10 protein-coding genes are annotated in these 14,562 nt (G+C 63.3%); 3 read left to right on the top strand and 7 right to left on the bottom strand.

Features of this window, described 5'->3' with window-relative positions:
- Positions 1-83: 83 nt before the first annotated feature.
- Positions 84-1,052 carry a DNA-binding protein gene (locus ACLEJW_RS12545; protein ID WP_440777647.1) on the bottom strand — a complete coding sequence of 323 codons (969 nt, stop codon included), beginning with the start codon at positions 1,050-1,052 and terminating at the stop codon, positions 84-86.
- Between the two features lie 604 nt (positions 1,053-1,656).
- Here ACLEJW_RS12545 and ACLEJW_RS12540 point away from each other — a divergent pair.
- Positions 1,657-2,214 carry a TetR/AcrR family transcriptional regulator gene (locus ACLEJW_RS12540; RefSeq protein WP_326431187.1) on the top strand — a complete coding sequence of 186 codons (558 nt, stop codon included), beginning with the start codon at positions 1,657-1,659 and terminating at the stop codon, positions 2,212-2,214.
- An 85-nt stretch (positions 2,215-2,299) separates the two neighbouring features.
- Here the strand turns inward: ACLEJW_RS12540 and ACLEJW_RS12535 are convergent, their stop codons facing one another.
- The 3 genes from ACLEJW_RS12535 to ACLEJW_RS12525 are packed head-to-tail and all read right to left on the bottom strand — an operon-like array spanning position 2,300 to position 7,977.
- Positions 2,300-3,703, bottom strand: a complete 1,404-nt coding sequence (locus ACLEJW_RS12535) for an efflux transporter outer membrane subunit (protein ID WP_440777646.1) — start codon at positions 3,701-3,703, stop codon at positions 2,300-2,302.
- The gene (locus ACLEJW_RS12530) at positions 3,703-6,828 is read right to left on the bottom strand and encodes a multidrug efflux RND transporter permease subunit (RefSeq protein WP_440777645.1); all 3,126 of its coding nucleotides are present in this window, start codon (positions 6,826-6,828) and stop codon (positions 3,703-3,705) included. Before ACLEJW_RS12530 ends, ACLEJW_RS12535 begins: the two co-directional genes overlap by 1 nt.
- A gap of 15 nt (positions 6,829-6,843) precedes the next feature.
- On the bottom strand, positions 6,844-7,977 hold the full coding sequence (locus ACLEJW_RS12525) for a MexC family multidrug efflux RND transporter periplasmic adaptor subunit (RefSeq protein WP_440777644.1): 1,134 nt from the start codon (positions 7,975-7,977) through the stop codon (positions 6,844-6,846).
- A gap of 94 nt (positions 7,978-8,071) precedes the next feature.
- On the opposite strand from ACLEJW_RS12525, the gene ACLEJW_RS12520 reads away from it, so the two are divergent.
- Positions 8,072-8,650, top strand: a complete 579-nt coding sequence (locus tag ACLEJW_RS12520; RefSeq protein WP_440777643.1) for a TetR/AcrR family transcriptional regulator — start codon at positions 8,072-8,074, stop codon at positions 8,648-8,650.
- Positions 8,651-8,696: 46 nt separating this feature from the next.
- Here ACLEJW_RS12520 and ACLEJW_RS12515 read toward each other — a convergent pair whose 3' ends face one another.
- Complete coding sequence (locus ACLEJW_RS12515) at positions 8,697-9,896, bottom strand: PucR family transcriptional regulator (protein WP_409292190.1); 1,200 nt, start codon at positions 9,894-9,896, stop codon at positions 8,697-8,699.
- Positions 9,897-10,188: 292 nt separating this feature from the next.
- Here ACLEJW_RS12515 and ACLEJW_RS12510 point away from each other — a divergent pair, with 292 nt between their 5' ends.
- Positions 10,189-11,058 (top strand): phytanoyl-CoA dioxygenase family protein, encoded by an 870-nt coding sequence (locus ACLEJW_RS12510; protein WP_326431180.1) that lies wholly within the window; start codon positions 10,189-10,191, stop codon positions 11,056-11,058.
- A gap of 116 nt (positions 11,059-11,174) precedes the next feature.
- Here ACLEJW_RS12510 and ACLEJW_RS12505 read toward each other — a convergent pair whose 3' ends face one another.
- The gene (locus ACLEJW_RS12505) at positions 11,175-12,137 is read right to left on the bottom strand and encodes a WD40/YVTN/BNR-like repeat-containing protein (protein ID WP_440777642.1); all 963 of its coding nucleotides are present in this window, start codon (positions 12,135-12,137) and stop codon (positions 11,175-11,177) included.
- 10 nt (positions 12,138-12,147) lie between these two features.
- Positions 12,148-14,562, bottom strand: coding sequence for an efflux RND transporter permease subunit (locus ACLEJW_RS12500; protein WP_440777641.1), 2,415 nt, complete (start codon positions 14,560-14,562; stop codon positions 12,148-12,150).

Here is a 14,562-nt window from a genome sequence, read left to right as displayed (position 1 = left end):
CCGGCTGTTGGCGGCGAGAGCTACCCGCGTGATTGGCGAGAGGTTCAAACATACTGAACCGGATGAATTGCGCATTTTCTGAATCATCCGCGACTTTTCACTGAGCGCCGGGGGCGGCTGGCCAGCGCCTCAGCGCGGGCTTCGGCTGCGATTGCCCGCTCACGGGCTGCGACCAATTCTTCGCGCACAGCCTGCAATGCAGCTTGCAGGGAATGAACCTGTTCACCCGTGGTCCTTGCTTGTTGCTGAGCCTGTTCTAGCTGCGTGGTCGCTAACTGAGCTTGGCTACGCACCAGTTGTGCCTGTTCCCGGGCATCGGCCAAGGCCAGTTGATGCGCTTCCGCGCTCTGCTGGGCCGCACTGAGCCGGCCCTGAGCGTCCTTGAGTTGTGTGCCCAGCGCCTTGCCTTCCTCGCGGGCCCGATCAATTTCGCGATAGGCCCGGTCTTCGACGTCACGGGTGTAACGCTGCTGTTCGTCTCGCGCTCGCTCCGCCTGCTCGCGACTGTCCAGTAGCTGTTGCTGAAGCTCGAGCAACTGGTGGCGACCATCATCGCGCTGCGCCTGGAGTTCGTCCCGCTGGCGGCATAGGTCGTCGATCTGCGCCTGACGCTGAACCAGCAACTGATCCAGGTCAGACAGGCGGGTTTCGACGCCTTGCCGTGCGGTAACGGCCTCGGCTGTCTGCTGCCGCGCCTGGACCACCTCCAGGCGGGCACGAGCCTCCAGAGCACTCAGCGCTTCGCGCTCATCGGCCAGGACCTGGCGCTGGCCGGCCAACCCCTGCTCGGCCAGCCCCTGAGCCAAGGTGGTTGCCTGCTGCCAAATGGCCACAAAGGCCTGCGCCACTTCCGCCGGCAATCCCGGCAGGCGGGCTTCGCCGCGCAGGCGGCCGGCCAGTTGTTCCCACCATTGATCCAGCAAGGCGCCAACCCGCGCCGGACTGCCCCGCCCCAGTTCCAGGCGCACGCGCTCCACGGTGGGCCGCTCGCCGCGGGCGAGAACTGCGTCCGCGGCGGCAAACACGTCGTTTTCCGGTACGCCTACTGCCATGCCCTGCCCTCCATCCTTTTAGGTCTGATAATTAAATCTTATCCGATCTAATCGCGACAAAAACTAATTTATAATACGTTCAACGTATGAAATAATACATAATTACTAGGAATTGCCGTCTCAGTTCCCCTGGCGGTAGAAGCAGTGGCGCCGCGGCCGAGGCGTTAATCACCGCTTGCCCGTCGTGGGCGCCCGGTTTGAGATCGCGACGCCAAAAGGTCCGAGTTGTTGGCGGCGGCGATCGCGGTGATCGCGCAAGAAGGCTATGGCGGCGCTGCCTTTCGAATCCGAGTCCGTTAGCGCAGAGCGCGGGAAGGCCTTGATTGACGCCTTTATTGTCATGATTTCCTCATCCAAAATCGCCAAGTCCTCAGTCGCCTTCCCTAATCCCGGCGCCATCCCAAGAGTGCTTCACTCTGCCCCTGAACTTCGCCGCCTCCCTCGTTCTGGCACACCGAAAGAGGCGGTGCCGGTACACGTGCAAGCAAGCACCCGTACGTCTACGACCTGCAAGCCCTGTTTGAGCCATTATTTACTCAAATGGGTGTCCTATGAGTCGTTTTCCTTCACAATGCTTGCACGATATGCAGTGTGGAATCTTCTGATGCACCTCCCTACCGATGAGCGCCTGCTCAAAGCGCTGGCCGACGCGATCGTCGTCCACCCCCGAGCCACATTGAAGGAGCTGGCCGAGGCGGCGGGCGTGAGCAAGGCGACCCTGCACCGTTTCTGTGGAACCCGTGACAACCTGGTGAATATGCTGGAGCGCTATGGCGACCAGGTCCTCTCTCAGGTCATCGGCAACGCTGACCTGCACGGCAGCGACCCCAGCGCAGCCCTGCATCGCCTCATCGTCGAGCACCTCAAGCATCGCGAGATGATGATCTTCCTGCTCTTTCAGTACCGCCCGGACTCGTTCGACGACAGCGAGGCGAACCGCCCGTGGCGGGCCTATGCCGACGCACTGGATGCCTTCTTCCTGCGTGGCCAGCAAGCGGGCGCTTTCCGTATCGATATCAGCGCGGCGATCTTCACTGAAATGTTCCTGAGCATGGTGTACGGCATCGTCGATGCCGAACGACGCGGGCGAGCAGCCAGCGCGACATCCGTGCAGACGCTGGAGCTGCTATTCCTCGACGGCGCTGCGGCACCTGCTCGCTGACCTGCCTTCGCCAGCCCAAAAAAAGGCCCCAGGACATCGGTCTCTGGGGCCAAGTGGCTGGACATGCCAACCAAAGGAGGCTGTTTCAGCCCTTGCCCGGCCAGCCGCCACCGAGTGCGCGGAACAGGTCGACCAACGCAAGCTGGCGCTGGGTACTGGCTTCGATGAAGGCTGCTTCGTTCACGTAGCTGTTGCGCTGCGCGTCCAGATAACGCAAATGGCTGTCCACCCCACCCTCGTACCGCGCCTTGGCCAATGCCAGCGTCGCACGGCTGGTGTCGACCAGGGCCCGGCGCGCGGTTTGTTCGCGGCGCAGGGTGTCGGTGGCAGCCAGTGCGTCGGACACTTCGCGGAAGGCGACCTGGATCACGCCTTCATAGGCGGCCACGGCCGAGTCCTTATGTGCCTCGGCCAGGCTGAGCCCGGCACGGTTGCGCCCGGCGTCGAACAACGGCAGTGACAACTGCGGCATGAAGCTCCAGCTACGCGAGCCACCGTCGAACAGCCCGGACATCTGCGCACTGGCGGTCCCAAAGCTGCCGGTCAGGCTGATACGCGGGAAAAAGGCTGCCCGCGCCGCGCCGATATCGGCATTGCGCGCACGCAGCCGGTGTTCGGCAGCGAGGATATCGGGACGGCGCTCGATCAATGCCGACGGCGCGCCCGGCGCAATGTCATTGAGCACCATTGGCTCATCTGGGCGCTCAACGGGCATCGCCTTGGCCGCCTCGGCGCTGCCCAGTAACAGCACCAGCGCGTTGTAGGCCTGGCGCTGCTGGCGCACGGTGACTTCAAGCTCGGCACGAGACTGCTCGACCAGCCCCAACGCCTCCTGATGGTCCAGCGCCGTGGCCGTGCCGGCAGCGCGACGCTCACCGACCAACGCCAGAGAGTCCTCGCGGCTGGCCAGGGTCTGGCGGGTCAGCGCCTGGCGCCGCTCGGCACCGTCCAAGGTCAGGTAGGCCTGGCTCACCTCGGCGATCAGGGCGATGCGTGCGGCACGCCCGGCTTCCTCGGTGGCCAGGTACTGCTCCAGGGCCGCATCGCTCAGGTTTTTGACCCGTCCGAACAGGTCCACTTCATATTCCGGCAATGACAAGCCCACCTGATAAGTGCTGGTGACGCCTTCGCGGCCATCGTTCGAAAGTGCCGAAGGCAGGTGCTGGCGATTGCCCGCGGCGCTGGCGTTCAGCCCAGGCACCCGGTCGGCCCGCTCGATCCGGTATTGGGCGCGGGCCTGCTCGATGTCGAGCAGGGTCTGGCGCAAGGAGCGGTTGTTGTCCAGCGCACTGGCGATCAGCTGACGCAGCACCGGGTGGACAATGAAAGCCTGCCACTGCATCTGCTCCACCGAACGGCCGGCATGACCGGCAGCATCGCCCCATCCGGCCGCCACCGGTGCTTCTGGGCGCTGATAGGTGGGCGCCAGGGAGCAACCGGTCAAGGTCAAGGACAGGACCAAGGGAAGCACACGATTGAATTTGATCATCACTTGGCGACCTCGACCGGTTGCTCAGGTGCGGGCTTGCGCTTGAGCAGCGTCAACACCCAGACGAAACAGATCGGCACGAAGACCACGCCCAACAAGGTGGCACTGAGCATGCCGCCGATTACGCCGGTGCCGATGGCGCGCTGGCTTGCCGCCCCCGCGCCGGAGGCGATGGCCAATGGCACCACGCCGAGGATGAACGCCATGGAGGTCATCACGATCGGACGGAAACGCAGGCGCGCGGCCTCGATGGCGGCGTCGCCCAGGCTGTAGCCCTTCTCCCACAGTTCCTTGGCGAACTCGACGATCAGGATGGCGTTCTTCGCCGCAAGGCCAATGATGGTGATCAGCCCGACCTTGAAATACACATCGTTGGGCATGCCGGTGAGCGTCACCGCCCACACCGCACCCAAGGCACCAATCGGCACGATCAACATGACCGTCAGCGGAATCGCCCAGCTTTCGTACAGCGCCACCAGCAGCAGGAACACCACCAGGATGGCCAGGGCGAACAGGCTGGCCGCCTGGCCGCTGGACACCTTCTCCTGGTAGGAAAGGCCCGTCCAGGCGTAGCCGATACCCGGCGGCAGCTCGCTGACCAGACGCTCCATCTCGGCCATCGCCTGGCCAGTACTGTGCCCCGGCGAAGCGTCGCCGGCGATGCGGATGGACGGGTAGCCATTGTAGCGCACCAGTTGCACCGGCCCCTCTTCCCACTGGATGGTGACGAAGGCGCTGAACGGCACCTGCTCGCCGTTGGCATTCGGGGCATAGAGGCGCAGCACGCTTTCGGGGGTCATGCGTTCGCCTTGCTCAGCCTGCACCACCACGCGCTGCTGGCGCCCGGCATTGGTGAAGTCGTTGATCACCGCCGAACCGAAAGCAGTGGCCAAGGTGCTGTTGATGGCCTCGAAGCTCACCCCCAGCGTTCGGGCCTTTTCCCGGTCGATGTGCACGCGCAGCTGCGGCGCCTCGGCCAGGCCTTCCATCATCGCGTAGAGAATCACCGGATTGCCGTTGGCACGGGCCAGCAGTTGGTCGCGGGCGGCGAGCAGTGCTTCACGGCCAAGGCCGCCACGGTCCATCAGGCGCAGGGCGAAACCGCCGGAGTTGCCCAGGCCGTCGATGGGCGGTGGCATGACCGCGGTGATGGTGCCGTCACCGTTGGCGGCGAATTGTGCGTTGATCGCTGCCGTTTCCGCCTCCGCCGATTGTGTCTTGTCACGCTGCGACCAGTCCTTGAAGGTGGGGAACGCCAGTGCTGCGTTGTCGCCCTGGCCCGAGAAGCTGAAGCCGCTGACGATGAACGAGTTGGCCACCGCCTCACGAGACATCAGGAATTTCTCCAACGCCTCGGCGGTGTAGTCTGTACGTACCCGGCTGGCGCCCGGCGGCAGCTGTACGTCGACGACGCTGTAGCCCAGGTCTTCAGCCGGCACGAAGGCCTCCGGCAAGCGCAGGTAGGAATAGCCCAGCACCACCAGGATGCCGACATACGCCAGCATCCAGCGCCCGGCACGCGCCACCAGCTCGCTGTTGAGCAGCGAATAGCGCTCGGTGATACGGGCGAAGCCACGGTTGAAGGCGCCGAAGAAACCGCCCTTTTCATGATGGCCATGGGGCACTGGCTTGAGCAGCGTGGCGCACAGTGCAGGGGTGAAGGTAAGGGCCAGGAAGCCGGAGAACAGGATCGAGACAGCCAGAGACACAGAGAACTGCTGATAGATCACCCCCACCGAACCGGACATGAACGCCAAAGGCAGGAATACCGCCGCCAGCACCAGGGTAATACCAATAATGGCCCCGGAAACCTGCCCCATGGCCTTGATGGTCGCCTCCACCGGCGACAGGCCTTCCTCGGCCATCAAGCGCTCGACGTTCTCCACCACCACGATGGCGTCGTCCACCAGGATGCCGATGGCCAGCACCATGCCGAACATGGTCATCATGTTCACCGAAAAGCCGAGCAGTTTCATGATCATCAGCGTCCCGAGCAGGCACGCCGGTACCACTATCGAGGGCACCAGGGTGTAGCGCACGTTCTGCAGGAACAGGAACATCACCAGGAACACCAGCACCATGGCTTCGATCAAGGTGTGGATCACCTTCTCGATGGCCACGTCGACGAAGCGCGAGGTGTCGTACGGCACCGAATACTCGACCCCTTCGGGGAAGAACTGCGACAGCTCGGCCAGGCGCTCCTTGACCTGCGTCGCTGTCTGGATGGCGTTGGCGCCCGGCGCCAGCTGCACCGCGCCGGCCACCGCCGGGTGGCCATTCAGACGTGCCGATAGGTTGTAGTTCTCGCTACCGATGGCCATGCGCGCAACATCACCCAGACGCACGCTGGAGCCATCCGGGTTGGCGCGCAGGACGATGCCGGCGAACGCCTCTGGCGTGTCGAGGGTGCCCTGCACGGCCAGGGTCGCGGTCAGCTCCTGCTCGCTGGCGCCCGGCGTGCTGCCGAAGCTGCCGGCCGGCACCTGGACGTTCTGGCCGCGAATCGCCGCGTTGATGTCGTCGATGGACAGGCCATAACCCACCAGCTTCTGCGGATCCACCCAGACGCGCATGGCCGCTTCGGACGCGAAGAACTGCAGCTTGCCCACGCCGGGCACGCGCAGCAGTTCGTTGTTGATGTTGCGCGCGGCATAGTCGGCCAGGGCCGTGGTATCGCCACGGTTGCCGACCGTGCTGGTCAGGGCGTAGATCAGCAGGAAACCGGAGCTGGCCTGCTCGACTTTCAGCCCTTGGGTCAGCACCGCCTGAGGCATACGCGCCTCGGCCTGTTTCAAGCGGTTCTGCACATCGACCTGCGCCATGTCCGGATCGGTGCCAGGCTCGAAGGTCACCATCACTTCGGCCACGCCGTTGGAGTTGTTGGTGGACTCGTAGTACAGCAGGCCCTTGGCGCCGTTGAGCGACTGTTCGATGATGCTGGTCACCGACTCCACCATGACCTTGGCCGAAGCGCCGGGGTAGGAGGCAGTGATGGAAATCTGCGGTGGCGCCACATTGGGGTACTGGGCCACGGGCAAGGATGGAATCACCAGCAATCCTGCCAGTGAAATGAACAACGCCACGACCCAGGCAAAGTTCGGGCGACGGATGAAAAACCTGGACATCTCACGTTCCTCGCGTCACTGGGCGGCAGCCGTTTGTTGCTGTGCCGGCGCCACCGGCATACCGGGAGCCAACCCTGCCGGGCTACCGACGATCACCTGATCACCTGGCTTGAGCCCTTCGTTGATTTGCCAACGCGAGCCTTGCATCACACCGGTTCGCACGACGCGTGCCTCGGCGATGCCATTGGCGGCGACCATGACCCGTGCCTGGCCATCGCTGCCTCGCTGGACCGCACGCTGAGGAACCAGGATGGCGTGGTTGTCGGTACCTTGAGGTGTGCGCACGCGCACATACATGCCCGGCAAGAGGATGCCGTCGGCATTATCGAAACGCCCACGCAGGACGACCTGGCCGGTACCGCGGTCCACACTCACATCGGTGAACATCAGCTCGCCTGAGCGCTGGAAATCGGTGCCTTCCACTTGCGCGGTCAGACCCTGGCTGTCGGCCGAGAGTGCGCCGTCCATGACCGCCTGCCGCAGGCGCAGCGCGTCAGCAGCAGATTGCGTGAAGTCGATGTAGATCGGGTCCAGTTGCTGTATCCGTGCCATCAGCGTCGCCTCCCCCTGCCCCACCAAAGCGCCTTCGGTGGCCAGCGCACGGCCAATGCGTCCGGAGATCGGCGCAGTGACAGTGGCGTAACCCAGGTTAAGGCGTGCGGCCTGCACATCGGCCTGCGCGGAACGTACTGCCGCACGGGCACTGCGCAACTCGGCAGTGGCGCTGTCGAAGTCCTGCTGGCTGACCGCCTCGATCTTGACCAGCGGCTCATAGCGTTTCACACGTGCCAGGGCTTCCTGCTGCACGGCCTGGGCACGGGCGAGGTCCGCCTCGGCGCGGGCCAGGGCAGCCCTGAACGGCGCCGGGTCTATCTGGAACAGCATATCCCCCGCCTTGACGTCAGCCCCTTCCTCGAAGCGCTTGTGCAACACGATACCCGGCACCCGCGCCCTTACCTCTGCGACCCGCATCGGCTCGACCCGGCCCGGCAACTCAGCGGCCAGGGTCACCTGCTCGGAGGCCAACGTCACGATTTCCACCGGGTAGCTCGCGTTGGCTGCGCCGTCCTGCTCTGCTGCGGGCTCGCACCCGGCCAAGGTAATCGCCACGGCCAGTACGCCCACTCTTATCGAACCTGTCTTGCCCATCACTCACCCGAGCCTTGATTGAAAACGGGGCGAATGCTACTTTTCAAACCCATATGAGTCAATTATGTCTCACAAAAATCAAAAAAGACTCCTCATGACCAATTCAGGCTTCCCTCCTTCATCGCTTTCCACCAAGCTGGTGAAGGCCCTCTATGCCGCTGCCGCCTTGCGACCCAGAGCGTCCATGGGTGAACTGGCGGCGTTGGCTGGCATCAGCCGGGCTACCTTGCACCGTTACTGCGGGACGAGAGAAAACCTCGATAGCCAGCTCGAACAGCACGCCAAAAACACGCTCATGCAGATCCTCGACAACAGCGGCGCGCTGGCTTCCACAGAGCCCCTGGCCGCGTTGCGTCAGCTGATTCGCGAACACCTGGCCCAAGGCGAACTGATCGCCTTCCTGGCTTCCCGTTACCCTGTGCACATGAGCGTGCAACACGACCTGCGGCTCTATCTGGAAACGCTCGATGCGTTGTTCTTCAGCGGCCAGCGACAGGGTGTATTTCGAGCGGATGTCACCGCGGCGCTGCTGACCGAGATGTTCGTATCGCTGTTGCACGGCATGGTCGATGCCCGCCAGCGAGGGCATGCGCCAATAGAGCGTGCAAAGATGCTGGAGAACGCGTTTCTGCAGGGCATTGCAACGCGGGCGCCCTGTTGGGCGCCCGCGTAGGGCAACCGCCGTTAAGCGCTATTGCGCCAAAGGAAGGGGATAACTGCTATTGCTCGTCGCCATCGAGCGGCGTACTCCAGATCACCAGCTCAAGAGCGGCGGCGATCTGGATGCGATGATCGGCAAGCGGGACAGGCAGCAGGTCCTGGGCGCGCTCCAGTCGGCGCAGCAAGGTATTGCGATGGGTGCCCAGCACCTCGGCGGTCTGGGTGATGTTGCAGCCGTTGGCCAGGAAGGCGTGCAACGAATGCTGAAGCACCGTGGGTTCGGTCGCCAGGCGCCCCAGGGTGCTCAAGACGAACTGCCTGGCCGCGCGGGCATCCTGGGTCATCAACGACACCATCCTCACCTGATCGATCGTGGCAACGGCGGGGGAACCCGCCAAACGGCCCATCAACCGCTGGGTGGTCAAGGCTTCCAGGTGCGAGCGCCGGAACCCATTCATCCCCGCGCCCGCCGAACCGATTGCCGCGCGAATCTTGGGAAATTGTCGAGTGACGCCTTGCAGCAGGTTCAGGTCCAGCGGCTTTGCCGCACTGCTCCAGGCCCACAGGGTCGCAGTGCCCGCAAATACGATCAGGGGCGCTACCGTGCCCGTGAGCTGCGCCAGCGCACGCGCCATATCTTCCAGGGGGCGAATCTCGGCGTCCGGGGTTTCGCTCCAGACGAGGCAGGCATGGTGTCTCTGCGCAAGGCTGTAGCCCAGTCGCCTGCCGAACTGCTCCGCGTCCACATCCCTGCCATCGAGCAGCCGGCTGACCAGGCTGCGTTTATCGACAGGATCATCATGGGCGTGGGCGCTCTTTTCTTCGAGGATGATCTGCGTCACCACACGCATGTTGCTGTCGATGAATTCCGAGATCGAACGCGACGAGACCTTCAGGAATTCCTCGAGCACCACGGGATCTTGCGTCAGGCTGAAGGCCATCTTCATCCAGAGGTCCCAGGCTGCGTTCTGTGTCGACCTTGCAACATTCATCAGCAGCTCGGACAGCCCCCTGCGGGCGAGCTCCCTGGCCGTGTCCACCATGTCAGCAGACACGTAGGGCTCCACCGGCTCACCAGGGCGCTGCAGGTTGGCATTGGCCCAATGCAGCAACTCTGCCCGGTTGGCGCGCCGGCACGACGCGAGGATAACCGGGTCCTCCAGCAACCTGGCATCTTCGGGTGAAGAGAACAGTGACTGGTTCAGCCGCTCGACCCACTCAGGTGGCAGCGCCTGAGCGAGTTCGGCGCCTTTGCGCATAAGCTCGCGAACGGCTTCCGAGGGGCGTGGCCAGGGCGATGGCGTGCTGGTCATGGGCGGTGCGAATCACTCAAAAATCGGCTGGAAAATGGTGCAGTTCGTACCTTGGCGCAGGGCCAGTGCAAACCTAGCATGAACGCACTGCCTGAACAAAAAGAACAAGGAGGCACCGTGGCGCTCCATGTCCCTTTCCTGGGTTTAGCGCAGTAGCAAGCAGGCCTGTTTCCTGATGCCCGTTGACCAAACGTCAACCCGCCTGCGCAACCGTTCCTTTCAATCCGGAGTGTTCTCAATGTCAGCCTCTCGCGACTCCACGCCAAGCCTGCCAGTTGTAAGCCGCTCGACTTGCGCGCAAGAAATTGCGCTGCTGAGCGACCAGGCAGGTGCCGTGATCATCCGCAACTTCATGACCCCTGAACAAGTCGCACGAATCAACAGCGAACTCGACGCCCCCCTGGCCGCGCTCGATGCCGGCTCCAGGCACGAGCACGCGCTGATCGCCGAGTTCCATGGCCACCAGACCAAACGGCTTACCAACCTCGTCACTCACAGCAAGACCTTTCGTGAGGAAATTCTCGATGACGACCTCTTTCACGAACTGGGGAACGTGCTTTACGCCCCGGAGTGCGGTGACTGGTGGCTGACCACGGCCCAGTTGATCGAGATCGGCCCAGGCAACAAAGCGCAAATGCTGCACCGTGACATGATGCAGTACCAACCGTTCGTGGCCATGAACAGGCATGCACCACGCGCCATCACCAACCTGATGCTGGCGCTGACCGATTTCACCGAGGAAAACGGCGCCACGCGCTTGATCCCCGGGAGCCAGGACTGGGATGACTTTTACGACACAGGCACCCCAGAGATGACGATCCCCGCCCTGTTGAAAGCCGGCGATGCCATGCTGTTCGGCGGGAAAGTCGTTCATGGCGGCGGTGCCAACGTGACCGCCGACCATTACCGTCGCGGGCTGACCATCCCTATGCAGGCTTCGATCATCACGCCTGAAGAAGCCTACCCGTTGATCGTGCCGCTCGAGCTGGTACGCACGCTTTCTCCACGGGTCCAGAAGATTCTCGGTTTCCGCTCCCAATACCCCAATGGCAGCCCTGGCCTTTGGCAACATAACTACGCAGACCTGGCGGATTACCTTCAGCTCTAGCGTCCAGCGTTGACTTGCCTGGGCCTGATGGTGCCACGACCACCCAGACGCCCAGGCAAGGAAACACGCCAGGCATCGCTTTGCGATGCCTGGCCTCTGAACGAGTGGCCGGCCCTTCACTCCTGGCAGGGCATAACCCCTCGGCGTGAAAACAAGACAGGTACGCCCTCGGCGTTGAACAACGCCGCCGTCAGTGAAAGGCCATCAGCGGTCTGCGTTTCCTGAAAACTGTGCCCGCCATCGCTGCTCTGCACGCTCAGCCCATCCAGCCCGACCGCCAACACACGAGAGCCCGCTACCGCTACGCTCGTGACAGAGCCTTTGCTTTGCGTTGGCACTCGGCGAAAGCCCTTGCCGTCCGCTGAACCCTGCAACAGGGTGCCGCGCTGGCCACCCAGCAGCAGACGCCCATCGGCCAGTACTGCGCCAGACCACAGGGTGCCTTCGTAGCCGGTATCCAGGTAACGCCAGTTCTTCCCCTGGTCTTCGGAATGCAGCACCTGCCCATGCTCGGCCGTGGCGTACAGCCTGCCGCGGCTGTCGGCAAACAACCCCATCAGGTTGAGGTCGGCCCGCTTGGCCCCCGGCGGAGCCTGCAGCGGCTGCTCAGCCCACGTCTGGCCCCCATCTTCGGTCGTCAGCACCAACGACCAGAGGCCTACTGCAACACCCTGCCGGGCATTGAAGAAGTGCACCGCGAACAGTGGCCGGTCTTCTTCGGTGGCCAGTCGCTGGGCCTGCCAGGACTCCCCGCCATCGGTGGTGGCCAGGATCGCGCCCCAGTGGCCAACCGCCCAGCCGCGTTTGGCATCCACGAAAGACACGCCCGTCAATGGCGTGGACAGCGGTACCGACCTCGCCTGGCGCCACTGCATGCCCTGATCGTCGGACAACAGCACGACACCGTGGTCGCCCACGGCCACCATGCGCGCCCCCGCCCAACCGGCGGCCAGCATGGTGGCCTGCGTGGCATTGCTCGCCTGTACGGCCGGTACGGCCTGCAACGGCGCGGCCTGAAGAGACATCAGCGGCATTGCTGCTGCGAGCAAGGCTGCGGTGAATGAAACCCTGAACTTCATGCTTCTCTCCTCAGTGCACCAGCGCGCCAATCATGCGCACGGGGCGCTTACGTGGGAATACCCGCTCCAGCCACACGGCGAAGGCCGGCAGCACGGTCATGGCCATGACCATGTTGACGATGAACATGAAGGCCAGCAGCTTGCCCATGTCGGCCTGGAACTTGAGTTCCGAGAAGGCCCAGGTGGCCACGCCCACAGCCAGGGTGATGGCAGTGAAAATAGTGGCGACACCCACTTCGAGCAGCGCGTATTCCACGGCCTTGGTAATCGACTGCCCATGAGCCAGGTGCAGTTGCAGACGGTTGTAGATGTAGAAGGCGTAATCGACGCCGATGCCCACCGCCAGCACCATCACCGGCAAGGTGGCGATGGTCAGTCCGATCTGCAGCTCCTTCATGAACCAGTAGCCAATGAAGGTGCCGATGGTCAGCGGCAGGCAACACACCAGGACTGCCCGCAAGTCGCGATACACCACGAACACCAGCAATGCGATGGCGGCATAGACATAAAGCAGCATGGGTGTTTCGCTTTTTTCCACTTCTTCGTTGATGGCTGCCAGCACCCCGGCGTTGCCCGAAGCGAGGCGCACCGAGATGCCTGGCAGGGGGTATTCGCTGCGGAATGCCTTGGCGGCATCCACTACCCGGTTGATCGTGGTGGCTTTGTGATCGGCCAGGTACAGGTGCACTGCGGTCATGCTGCAGTCGGTGCGCATCAGCCCGGGCGTGCGCGCAACCTCGGTAGCCAGGGCGGCGTAGTTCATCGGGTCGATGGGCACCGCTGCCATCTTCGGGTTGCCTTCGTTGTAGCCCTCATTGAACTGGCGCATGTTGCTGGAAAACGACGTTACCGACAGGACACCGGGCACCCCCTGCATAGCCCACACGAAGCGATCCTGGTACTGGCCCAGGGCAACATCCTCGCAGGCCACCTGGCTGTCTTCGCCAGAGGGCTCCTTGTTGACTTCGAACACCACGCTGAGCCAGTCCAGGCCAATGTCGTAGTTGCCGGCGATGGAAACCGCATCGCGATTGAAGCGGGCGTCCTCGCGCAACTCCGGCGCGCCCGCCTGCAGCGTGCCCACGACACGGTCATGGCTTTGCCAGATCGCCACCAGGAATACCACCAAGGCAAAGCCAAGCACCCATTGTGCCCTGCGTGGCTCGGCGAGCCGGGCCAGGCCACGCAGCCAGCGGGTGCGGCGCTGCCGGGACACTTCCTGGGCGGCTGCGTACTTGTCATCGACACTCAGCAGCGACGCCATCAACGGCAACATCACCAGGTTGGTGATGATCTTGTAGGCCACGCCAAGCGAGGCCGTGATCGCCAGTTCCCGCACCATAGGGATCGGGATCAACAACAGCGTCACGAAGGAAACCAGCGCGGTCACCAGCGCCAGCGTCCCGGGAATCAGCAACCCCGTGAAGCTCGAACGCGCCGCCGCTTCGGCGCTCTTGCCGGTGGCGATCTCGCGGACGATGAAGTTGATTTGTTGCACGCCATGGGACACCCCGATGGCGAATACCAGGAAGGGCACCAGCACCGCCAACGGGTCGAGCCCGTACCCCAACAGGCGCAGGCTACCGAACTGCCACACCAGCGAGGCCAGCGAACAGACCAGGGCCAGCAGCGTGAAGCGCAGCGAGTGGCAATACCAGTACACCGCCCCCGCCGTCAGCAGCAACGCCAGCAGACAGAACTCCAGCACGGCTGAAGCCCCGTCAGCAATATCACCGATCTGCTTGGCAAAACCGATGATCTGGATTTCGAAATCGCCATCCTCGAATTGCTGGCGGATCTCTTTCTCCAGCCTGTGGTTGAACGCCACATAGTCAAGGTGCGCGCCATTGGTGTCGTATTCGTTGAGTTCCACCGTGATCATCGCACTGCTCTGATCCCGGGAAACCAGCGTGCCGATGAAACCACCCTGGGCGGTGGAGCTGGCGATCGTCGCGATGACCTGGTCATCCAGGTGCTCGGGCGAAACCGTTCCTGGTACCAGTGGGTCAGCGCGAAAACCTTCTTCGGTGATTTCGTTGACGAAGGCATTGGGCGTCCACAACGAACGCACGCTGCTGCGGGAAACCCCCGGGAGGAAGGTCACCGCCTGGGTGACGTCATACAGCCGTTTCAGGCCCGGGGCGCTCCAGATATCGCCCTGTCGGGCCTTGACCACGATGGTCAGCCGGTTCGCTCCCAGCAGGTCGTTGCGATAGGCCTCGAATGTCTTGATGTATTCGTGGCCTACCGGCAATTGCTTTTCGAAGCCTGCATCCATGCGCAGTTGCACGGCGAACCAGCCCATGATCAGCGTGAACACCGCCAGGCTCGCTAGCACCAGACGACGATGCCCGAAGAACACACCCTCGACACGTGACAGCAGGCCAGGTGCCGGAGCTTCGGATAACTTTACAGAACCGTTCAC

The sequence above is a fragment of the Pseudomonas sp. SMSB3 genome, assembly GCF_052041965.1.
GTDB lineage: Bacteria > Pseudomonadota > Gammaproteobacteria > Pseudomonadales > Pseudomonadaceae > Aquipseudomonas.
The sequence above is the reverse complement of the archived record's forward strand: the minus strand, read 5'-3'. Positions and strand labels throughout refer to the sequence as shown.

Coding starts and splice junctions, on each gene's coding strand:
- ACLEJW_RS12530 (WP_440777645.1), bottom strand. CDS start 6,828: ATGTCCAGGTTTTTCATCCGTCGCCCGAACTTTGCCTGGGTCGTGGCG.
- ACLEJW_RS12510 (WP_326431180.1), top strand. CDS start 10,189: ATGTCAGCCTCTCGCGACTCCACGCCAAGCCTGCCAGTTGTAAGCCGC.
- ACLEJW_RS12505 (WP_440777642.1), bottom strand. CDS start 12,137: ATGAAGTTCAGGGTTTCATTCACCGCAGCCTTGCTCGCAGCAGCAATG.
- ACLEJW_RS12540 (WP_326431187.1), top strand. CDS start 1,657: ATGCACCTCCCTACCGATGAGCGCCTGCTCAAAGCGCTGGCCGACGCG.
- ACLEJW_RS12525 (WP_440777644.1), bottom strand. CDS start 7,977: ATGGGCAAGACAGGTTCGATAAGAGTGGGCGTACTGGCCGTGGCGATT.
- ACLEJW_RS12545 (WP_440777647.1), bottom strand. CDS start 1,052: ATGGCAGTAGGCGTACCGGAAAACGACGTGTTTGCCGCCGCGGACGCA.
- ACLEJW_RS12515 (WP_409292190.1), bottom strand. CDS start 9,896: ATGCGCAAAGGCGCCGAACTCGCTCAGGCGCTGCCACCTGAGTGGGTC.
- ACLEJW_RS12520 (WP_440777643.1), top strand. CDS start 8,072: ATGACCAATTCAGGCTTCCCTCCTTCATCGCTTTCCACCAAGCTGGTG.
- ACLEJW_RS12535 (WP_440777646.1), bottom strand. CDS start 3,703: ATGATCAAATTCAATCGTGTGCTTCCCTTGGTCCTGTCCTTGACCTTG.